The organism is Streptomyces sp. SID1328 (assembly GCF_009865595.1).
Classification (GTDB): Bacteria; Actinomycetota; Actinomycetes; order Streptomycetales; family Streptomycetaceae; genus Streptomyces; species Streptomyces griseoluteus.
Map to the genome: position 1 here is coordinate 1 of NZ_WWKH01000062.1, position 8,358 is coordinate 8,358.

7 protein-coding genes and 1 pseudogene are annotated in these 8,358 nt (G+C 73.2%); 6 read left to right on the forward strand and 2 right to left on the reverse strand.

The genetic code is table 11. The features are described from left to right. A partial coding sequence (locus GT030_RS01970) for a DUF933 domain-containing protein (protein WP_161199525.1) occupies positions 1 to 305 on the forward strand: 305 nt, incomplete at its 5' end. A 282-nt stretch (positions 306 to 587) separates the two neighbouring features. Here the strand turns inward: GT030_RS01970 and GT030_RS01975 are convergent. Then, a complete protein-coding gene (locus GT030_RS01975) occupies positions 588 to 1,790 on the reverse strand; it encodes a serpin family protein (protein WP_161199531.1) in 1,203 nt (400 codons plus the stop codon). A 570-nt stretch (positions 1,791 to 2,360) separates the two neighbouring features. Here GT030_RS01975 and GT030_RS01980 point away from each other — a divergent pair. The 5 genes from GT030_RS01980 to GT030_RS02000 all read left to right on the forward strand — a co-directional run bounded on the left by GT030_RS01980 (position 2,361) and on the right by GT030_RS02000 (position 7,649). After that, positions 2,361 to 3,113 (forward strand): GntR family transcriptional regulator, encoded by a 753-nt coding sequence (locus GT030_RS01980; protein WP_086692142.1) that lies wholly within the window; start codon positions 2,361 to 2,363, stop codon positions 3,111 to 3,113. 356 nt (positions 3,114 to 3,469) lie between these two features. Further along, positions 3,470 to 3,661 carry an SPOR domain-containing protein gene (locus tag GT030_RS01985; protein WP_161199526.1) on the forward strand — a complete coding sequence of 64 codons (192 nt, stop codon included), beginning with the start codon at positions 3,470 to 3,472 and terminating at the stop codon, positions 3,659 to 3,661. A 30-nt stretch (positions 3,662 to 3,691) separates the two neighbouring features. Beyond that, entirely contained in the window at positions 3,692 to 4,102 is a 411-nt protein-coding gene (locus tag GT030_RS01990; RefSeq protein WP_161199527.1) for a (deoxy)nucleoside triphosphate pyrophosphohydrolase, read from the forward strand. Between the two features lie 212 nt (positions 4,103 to 4,314). Then, positions 4,315 to 4,743, forward strand: coding sequence for an ATP-binding protein (locus GT030_RS01995; RefSeq protein WP_161199528.1), 429 nt, complete (start codon positions 4,315 to 4,317; stop codon positions 4,741 to 4,743). A gap of 323 nt (positions 4,744 to 5,066) precedes the next feature. Beyond that, positions 5,067 to 7,649 (forward strand): SpoIIE family protein phosphatase, encoded by a 2,583-nt coding sequence (locus GT030_RS02000; RefSeq protein ID WP_161199529.1) that lies wholly within the window; start codon positions 5,067 to 5,069, stop codon positions 7,647 to 7,649. Here the strand turns inward: GT030_RS02000 and GT030_RS02005 are convergent. After that, a pseudogene (locus GT030_RS02005) lies at positions 7,636 to 8,358 on the reverse strand (hypothetical protein); the annotation flags it as partial. The gene GT030_RS02000 and the pseudogene GT030_RS02005 overlap by 14 nt on opposite strands.

An 8,358-nucleotide genomic window follows, 5' to 3' on the forward strand; every position in this document is an offset into this window, starting at 1 on the left:
AGCCCGGTCTGGCCACCCTTGCCCGCGTCGGCTTCAACACCCTCGGCCTCCAGACCTACCTCACGGCCGGCCCCAAGGAATCCCGGGCCTGGACCATCCCCAAGGGCGCCACCGCCCCCGAGGCGGCCGGCGTCATCCACACCGACTTCCAGAAGGGCTTCATCAAGGCGGAAGTCATCTCCTTCGAGGACCTCGTCGAGACGGGGTCGGTCGCGGAGGCCCGCGCGAAGGGCAAGGCGCGCATGGAGGGCAAGGATTATGTGATGCGGGACGGGGACGTGGTGGAGTTCCGCTTCAACGTGTGATCAGTGCGTCGCTGCCAGTTGAATGCTTCATCGGATTCGCAGATGACAAGGGGCCGGCTTCCTCAGGGAGCCGGCCCCTTGCCGTGCAGGTGGGCGCCTGCACTGACTGGCGGTTACAGAGGGTTCGGCCAGTGGCTCGCAGAAGGGTGGCGATCTCGCGCACGGTGCTCATGACGCCATGGAAGCAGCCGCCTCCGACACCCCGGCGCGGCTACGTGCCCTGGCGTCGGGGTGAGGAGGGTGGAGACGGTCGGGTCCGGGTCGAAAGTGGGCAGCGCCTGCTCATGAGGTGCTCGCCGGGGTGAGGTGCATGGCCGGGTAGGGGGTGGGAGCTGTCACCCAGCCCGACGTCAGCAGGAGGCGGGGGGAGCGGGTGGTGGTGAGGAAGGCGAAGGGGCGGTCGTAGGTGAGGGTCAGGACCGTCGTGGTGTGCGGGAGTTGGGGCGGGGCGCTGCCCGGGGTGGCCGCCACCGCCGTCACCGCTCCCGCTCTGAAGCCCTTCGCGCTGAACTGGGCCACCGCCGACTGGCGGGCCGCGCCGATCGTCAGGGGGGTGTCCGAGATGCCGGGGAAGTGGGCGTGCGGGGTGGTGGGGAGACCGAAGAGGGGTGGATCGGCCAGGAGGTCGTGGTCGGCGCGGACTTCGTAGGCCACCGTGCGGACGTCCAGGGCGATCGGTTCCGGGCTCGCGGACGGGCGTTGCTCCACGTGCAGGCCCGGCCCCACGTGGCCCAGGGGCAGGCGGCCGCCCTCGGTGACCGGGAGCGTGCGCTCGGCCAGGCCCACGCCGGCCGTGATGACCTGACCCGGTGTCATCCCCTCCTCGCCGAGTACGAGGTGGATGTCGATGCCGTTGTCGCCGGGGACGGTCAGGGCGGTGACATGGCCGTCCGGGGTCGCTGCCACGCCCACCCGGTCCGGCCGTACCGACCTGCGGAACAGGCCCAGCAGCGTGCGGCCCCGCCACGGCCCGTGCTCCGGGCGCAGCGGGATCTCGGTGAAGGGCTGGCGCCACGTCGTTCGCAGGGAGAGGGCGCTTGCCAGCACCACCTGCGCGTCTCTCGTCAGCTTCAGCGGCATCCGCTCGACCAGGCCGCCGGTGCGTTCGGCCGCCCACGCGTCGAGGCGCTCCTGGGCGGTGATCAGGTCGTCCCCGAACGTGCCAAACGTGCCCGCCGGAAGCCCCGCGCGCCAGTCGTCCCGTAGGCGTAGCGACTGCTGGGTCCACAGGCCGAGGGCCGCGTCCAGGCCCGTCACCGAGGCCATCTCGGCGAGAAGTTGCCGGGCCGCCGCGGCCGCCACGTCCGCGGGGACACCCAGTGCCTCCGAGAGTTCCGCCCGTGCCTGGCCGGCCGCGCCGTCCGCCAGGAAGGCCAGCAGTGGCCACACACCGGCCGCCGAGAACACCGTCCCGTCGTCCGCCGAGACCGTCCACGCCCACCGCGCGGTGAGGCGGTTGACCGCCCGTATGCCGGCGCCGCTCATTCCGTCCCCCACGCCCCGCCCCCATGTCCGTTCCGCGCACCGCCCGTTCGGGGACCGCGCCCGTTTTCCGGTCTTGTCCGGACCCGCTTGCCATGCGCGCATTCGTACGGTAGCCCGAGCGAGCCGCTCGTCGGCCCCGGCTGCCGCAACTCGTCCCGGAAACGGTACCGGTGTCCATACCCCCTGCCCGCGAACCCGCCGAGCCCGAGGGCTCGCCGAAGCCGTCCCCGCAGCCCGCGGACGCCCCGCCCGAAGAGCCCCGGCGGGGCCCGCAGAGCCCTTAGGGGCATCTTCTGCTGCCGCGCAAGTCCCTGAAGCCGGCGACCACCCCTCCCGGCTCCGGCGCCCGGGGGACCGGCGACGACGCGGCGGAGGACGGCGCCAAGGTGTGATCACGGCCCAGCGGGGGAGTCATGGCCGGAGAAAGTCACCGGCCCGGCAGAAAGTCGCTGGACGCAGGTGTGCGCCGCCCCTCGTCATCACATCGAGTGATTCTCTGGCCTTTGCTTGCATGGCACAACCCACGGTTGCCACGCTGTTGCTGTCTGTACAACCTGATAGGAGCGGCCAGTGACATTCGGTGAGCAGCCGGCGTACCTGCGCGTGGCGGGTGATCTCCGCCAGAAGATCGTCGACGGTTCACTGCCGCCCCATACCCGCCTCCCCTCGCAGGCGCGTATCCGCGAGGAGTACGGCGTCTCGGACACGGTCGCGCTCGAGGCCCGAAAGGTGCTGATGGCCGAGGGCCTGGTCGAGGGGCGGTCCGGCTCGGGGACGTATGTGCGCGAGCGCCCGGTGCCGCGCAGTGTGGCGCGTTCGGGGTACCGCCCCTCGGGCGGCGCCACCCCCTTCCGGCAGGAGCAGGCCGACGCGACCGCGCACGGCACCTGGGAGTCCAGCAGCGAGCGCGCCGAGGCCGGTGCCGGGGTCGCGGAGCGGCTGGGGATCGAGCCGGGCGAGCGGGTGATGCGCACGAAGTACCTGTTCCGGGACGCCGGGGAGCCGATGATGCTCTCCACCTCCTGGGAGCCGCTCGCCGTGACCGGCCGCACCCCGGTCATGCTGCCCGAGGAGGGCCCGCTGGGCGGGATGGGCGTGGTGGAGCGGATGCGCGCCATCGACGTGATCGTGGACAACGTCACCGAGGAGGTCGGCGCCCGCCCCGGCCTCGCGGAGGAACTCCTGCTGCTCGGGGGCGTTCCCGGCCATGTCGTCCTCGTCATCCAGCGCACCTACTACGCCTCGGGCCGCCCGGTGGAGACCGCCGACGTCGTCATCCCGGCCGACCGCTACCAGGTCGCGTACCACCTCTCCGTGCGCTGACGCCGCATCGTGAGGTAGCGCACAGGGGACGCGCTCCCCGGGGGCGTACCCCGGCGTACGAATCCCGCGCTTCCCGCCGTCGCCCCGCAGCACTCCGGCCGTCGTCCCTGGTGGGCGGCGGTCGGGCCCATCCGTGCGGACCGCCGTCCCAAGCGGCGCGTTCGATTCCGTGCGCCCCCTGCGTTCTGGCCGGTTGCGTACCTCTTCGTGAAAAGCCGTATCCGCTGTGTGAAGGTTGGGCGTACGCTCGGGCATATGCGTATTGCGGTTTCCTCGGGCGGGACACCTTGGAGCCCCGGAGCGGAAAGCGGGTGGGGCGGGTGCTTAGGGGCACGGGAAGGGAAACGGTGGGGGCGATGAACGAGGGTGCGGTCGTTCTGCCCTGGCTCGTCATACGTCAGGACGACAACGGCAATCGCTACCGGGTCGGCCGGTACGCGACGCGGGCGGAAGCCCAGAAGATCGCCGACAGTCTCGACGGCCGCGGGCACAGGCAGCTCTACTGTGTGGAACGCGTGAGCCAGCACGACGAGAGCACGCGCAACTGACCACGGGCGTGCTCCCGTAGGCTCCGGACCATGACCGAACGGATCGTGGTGGTGGGGGCCGCCCTGCTCGACGGGGACCGGCTGCTCGCCGCGCGGCGCAGCGCGCCCCCGGAGCTGGCCGGGCGCTGGGAGCTGCCCGGCGGCAAGGTCGAGCCCGGCGAGCAACCCGACGAGGCCCTCGTGCGCGAACTGCGCGAGGAACTCGGCATCGACGCCGAGGCGGTCGAACGCGTGCCGGGGGAATGGCCGCTGAGAAACCCTTACGTGCTGTGGGTGTGGACCGCCCGGCTCCGTCCGGGTTCCCCCGGACCCGAGGCACTCCAGGACCACGACGAAGTGCGCTGGCTCACCCCCGACCGCCTCTGGGACGTGCCCTGGCTCGACCAGGACGTCCCGGCCGTCCGCGAGATCGCCGCCCGCCTCGGCGTGCAGGCGCGCTGACCGGCGTACGAGGTGCGTCGCCCGGCGTACGGAGCCGAAGCCGGGCCGGCCGTACCCCGCTACGCCCCTGTGCTCCTTGGCCGAGCCCCCCGGGGGCTGCCCGGCCGGCCACCGGACGCTGTACGCCGTTCGTGCCACAGTGCCCCGGCCCGCGCGGTACTGCCCCCTGCATACCGGGTACGTGGCCAGTAACCCCATGAAATCGGACATGGGTGGGCTCGCTTGCCTGGGAAGTGATCGGCGTGTTCGACACCGAGGGCGACTGCGCCGAGGGGACCTTCCCCTCGGAACCCGGCGCGGTGCGCGCGGCCCGTGCCGCTGTCCGGGGCCAGTTGGGCCGCTGGCATCTGGACTCCCTCGCCGATCTGACGGCCTTGCTGGTCAGCGAGCTGGTGACCAACTCCCTGCGGCACGCGGACGGCCCGATCGGGCTGCGGCTGGTGCGCCCGGCGGGGCTCGGCGGGGTGCTGCTGGTGGAGGTCTCCGACCAGGTGCCGGACCCGCCTCGCGAGCGGATCGCGCGGCCCGAGGACGAGAGCGGGCGGGGCGTGGCGCTCGTCGCGGGTTCCTCCGCCCGCTGGGGCACCCGGCCCGGTGGCAGCGGCAAGACCGTCTGGTTCGAACTGGCGATCCCCGAATGATGCCCGCCCGCGCCCCACGACCCGGAGCGCCGGCGGGTGCATCGGGGGCACGGCGGGCGGAGAGCGGAGTACGGAGGGGGTGCGCGCGCCCCCGCGTGGGTCGGCTCGTGCCCCGGTGCGCAAGCGCGTTGCCGGGCGCGTGGTTCGAGGTCGTGTTCGCTGGTTAGAAGACTGGAAGTGTTGTCGCAGCACGGGCCGGAAGGCACCCGTACCGAGCTGTGATCGTGAACACCGTGTTGTGCGGCGCCGTAGTGCTGAATACTGCGGGGCAGCCGCCCCCGGTGACCGGTGCCGGACGCGGTGAGCTGGAGGGGACGGTTCGCGTGAGCGAGATACCAGCGAAGGCCACGGAGTCCGAGGACCCGTCGGACGCCGCGAGGGGCCGGGCCGCCGAGGAGGCGGCCCCCGCCGACATGTGGCAGAGCAGTCCACCCGGCTCGATGTACGACTACATAAAGGTCGCGTCCTTCTCCCTCAGCCCCGGCGGGCTGATCGAGCAGTGGAGCCTGCGCGCCGAACAGCTCTTCGGCATTCCCGCCGACCGGGCCGTGGGCCTCGACCCGATCGAGGCGTTCGTCGACCCCGACCTGCGCAGTCGCGGCCAGCGGAAGATGGCCGAGATCCTGGACGGGCGGGAGTGGACCGGCGTGGTCCCCTTCCGGATGCCGGACGGCGAGGACGGCTCGCGCGGCGAGGAGGGCATGGCGGAGGTCTACGTCATGCCCACCCGCACCGCCGAGGGCGACAAGGCCGCCGTCTGCATCGTGGTGGACGTGCGCACCCTGCGCAGCATCGAGACAGACCTCGCGGCTTCGCAGGCGATATTCGGCCAATCTCCGTTCGGGTTCCTGCTGATCGACACCGATCTCCGGGTGCGCCGGGCCAACACCCGGTTCGCGTCGATCTTCGGCGGCACTCCGGACGACCACCGGGGCAAGGGGGTGTATGACTATCTGCCGCGCGCCGAGGCCGACCGGGTCTCGGCCACCCTGCGCCGGGTGATGGAATCCGGCGACTCCATCACGGACATGCACGTCACCGGCTTCGTACCGGACTCCGACGAGCGCCGGCACTGGTCCATCAACCTCTACCGCGTGCACAGCGGCAGCGGGCGCCCCATCGGCGTGGCCTGGCTCGGCACCGACATCACCGCCCGGCGCGAGGCCGCCCGCGAGGCCGCCTCCGCGCGGCGCAACCTCGCCCTGCTCAACGAGGCCGGCGCCCGCATAGGGAACTCGCTCGACCTGGAGACCACCGCCCGCGAACTGCTCGACGTGGTCGTCCCCGGCTTCTGCGACCTGGCCACCGTCGACCTCTACCAAGCCCTGCTGACCGGTGACGAGGCCCCGCCCAAGCTGGCCGACGGCAGCGCCGAACTGCGCCGGGTCGCCTTCGCCAGCGCCGTCTCCGACGCGCCCTTCGGCGGCTCGGGGGAGCGGGTGGAGCTGGGCGCGGTGCACCGCTTCCCGTTCAACTCCCCGCCCGCGGACGCCCTGCGCACCGCCCGGCCGCAGCGGGTGCCCGCCGAGGAGGGCGGCCTGGTGCAGTCCACGCTCGCCGTGCCGATGGTCGCGCACGACACCGTGGTGGGCATCGTGCAGTTCGCCCGGACCAAGGGCAGCGAGCCGTTCGGGGACCGCGACCGCGACCTCGCGGTGGAGCTGGCCGCGCGCGCCGCCGTCTGCATCGACAACGCCCGGCTCTACCGCCGCGAGCACGAACGCGCGCTGATACTCCAGCGGTCCCTGCTCCCGCCCGGCGACCCCGAGGCGTCCGGTCTGGACATCGCCTGCCGCTACCTGCCCGGCAACGCGGCGACGGAAGTCGGCGGCGACTGGTTCGACGTCATCGAACTCCCCGGCCACCGCACGGCGTTGGTGGTCGGCGACGTGATGGGACGCGGCCTGCGCGCGGCCGTGGCGATGGGTGAACTCCGCACGGCGGTACGCACCCTGGCCCTGCTCGACCTCGAACCGGCCGAGGTGCTCTCCGCGCTGGACGAGATCGCCCGCGGCCTCGGCACTCCCGGTGGCGTCCAGCAGGCCACCCGCGCCGCCCGCCAGCCGCGCGACGCCGACCTGTGCGAGGTCTACCTCGCCACCTGTGTGTACGCGGTCTACGACTCCGTCACCCGGCGCTGCACCTTCGCCAACGCGGGCCATCTGCCGCCGGTGCTGATGGAGCCCGGCGAGGCCGCGCTGATGCTGGACGTGCCGCCCGGCATGCCACTGGGCGTGGGCGGCGAGCCGTTCGAGGAGGTGGAGGTCGAGCTGCCGGAGGGCGCCCTGCTCGCCCTCTACACCGACGGCCTGGTGGAGTCCCGCGATCATCCGCTGGACGAAGGACTCCAGGCGTTCGTGCAGGCGCTCACCGACCCCTCCCGCCCGCTCGAGGACATCTGCGACCACGTCCTGAACAGCCTCGACACCCGGCACGGCGAGGACGACATCGCGCTGCTCATGGCCCGCGTCCAGGGCCTGCCCACCGAGTCCGTCGGCGACTGGACGCTGCCCCGCGAACCGCGCAGCGTGGGCCGGGCCCGCGAGTACGCACGGGCGCAACTGCTCAGCTGGGACCTGGAACCCCTGGTCGACACCACGGAACTCCTGGTCAGCGAGCTGGTGACCAACGCCCTGCGGTACGGCGAGGGCGAGATCAGGCTCCGGCTGCTGCTGGACCGCACCCTGGTCTGCGAGGTCTGGGACGCCGGTCTGGTCCAGCCCCGCAGGCGCCGTGCCCGTGACACCGACGAGGGCGGACGCGGCCTGCAACTGGTCGGCCTCCTCAGCGCCGCCTGGGGTTCCCGCCGCACCCCGCGCGGCAAGACGGTGTGGTTCGAGCTGCCGCTCCCCGGCGCCGACAGCCCCCTGACCGACCCGGCGGAGGCACTGCTCAGCCTGTTCTGAACCTTCCGCGGGTCTCCGGCCCGCCGAACGACACCGGCGGGCCCCCGTCCGGCTCCTCGCCGAGCAGCACCCCGCCGAGGACCGCTCCCGTGGTCCCCCGGGTGCCGGACTCCGGCAGGCCGTGCGCCCGTACGTCCCGTTCGGCCAGTTCCAGGGCCCGGCGGGCGAGGACGGCCGCTTCGACCGGGTGGGGTGCGGCGAGGGTGCGCACGGCTGCCGCGAGCAGGGAGCGGGGGTCGGCGCCGACCGCGCCCCGGTGCACCGCGACGAAGTCCTCCGCCTCGCCGGCGGCCGCCCGCGCCACCAGGTCGGCGGCGGTGTCCAGCACCCCGCTCCGGGCGCCCGGCAGCCGCACCAGGGCGCGGGTGATCCGGCGCAGCGCGTCCAGCGGGTCGTACGGGCCCGCCGTCAGCTCCGTACGTACGGCGGCCAGGGTGTCGTCGGCACCCGACGGCACCGGTGTGCCCGTCGCCCGTGCCTCGGCCAGCACCGCCTCCGCCCCGGTCAGCGCGGCCGGTACCAGGGCCGCCGCCTCCCGCAGCCGGCGAGCCGCGCGGTCCACCCCCGCCACCAGGATTCCGGCCTGCGCCACCGAGCCCTCGGCGGCCCGGAGCTGTCGTACCGTGCGCCCCTTCCCGCCCGAGTCGGCGGCCCGCCGGGCCTCGTTCAGCCGGGCGGTGGCGAACACCAGCCGGTCCATGGCCTCTTC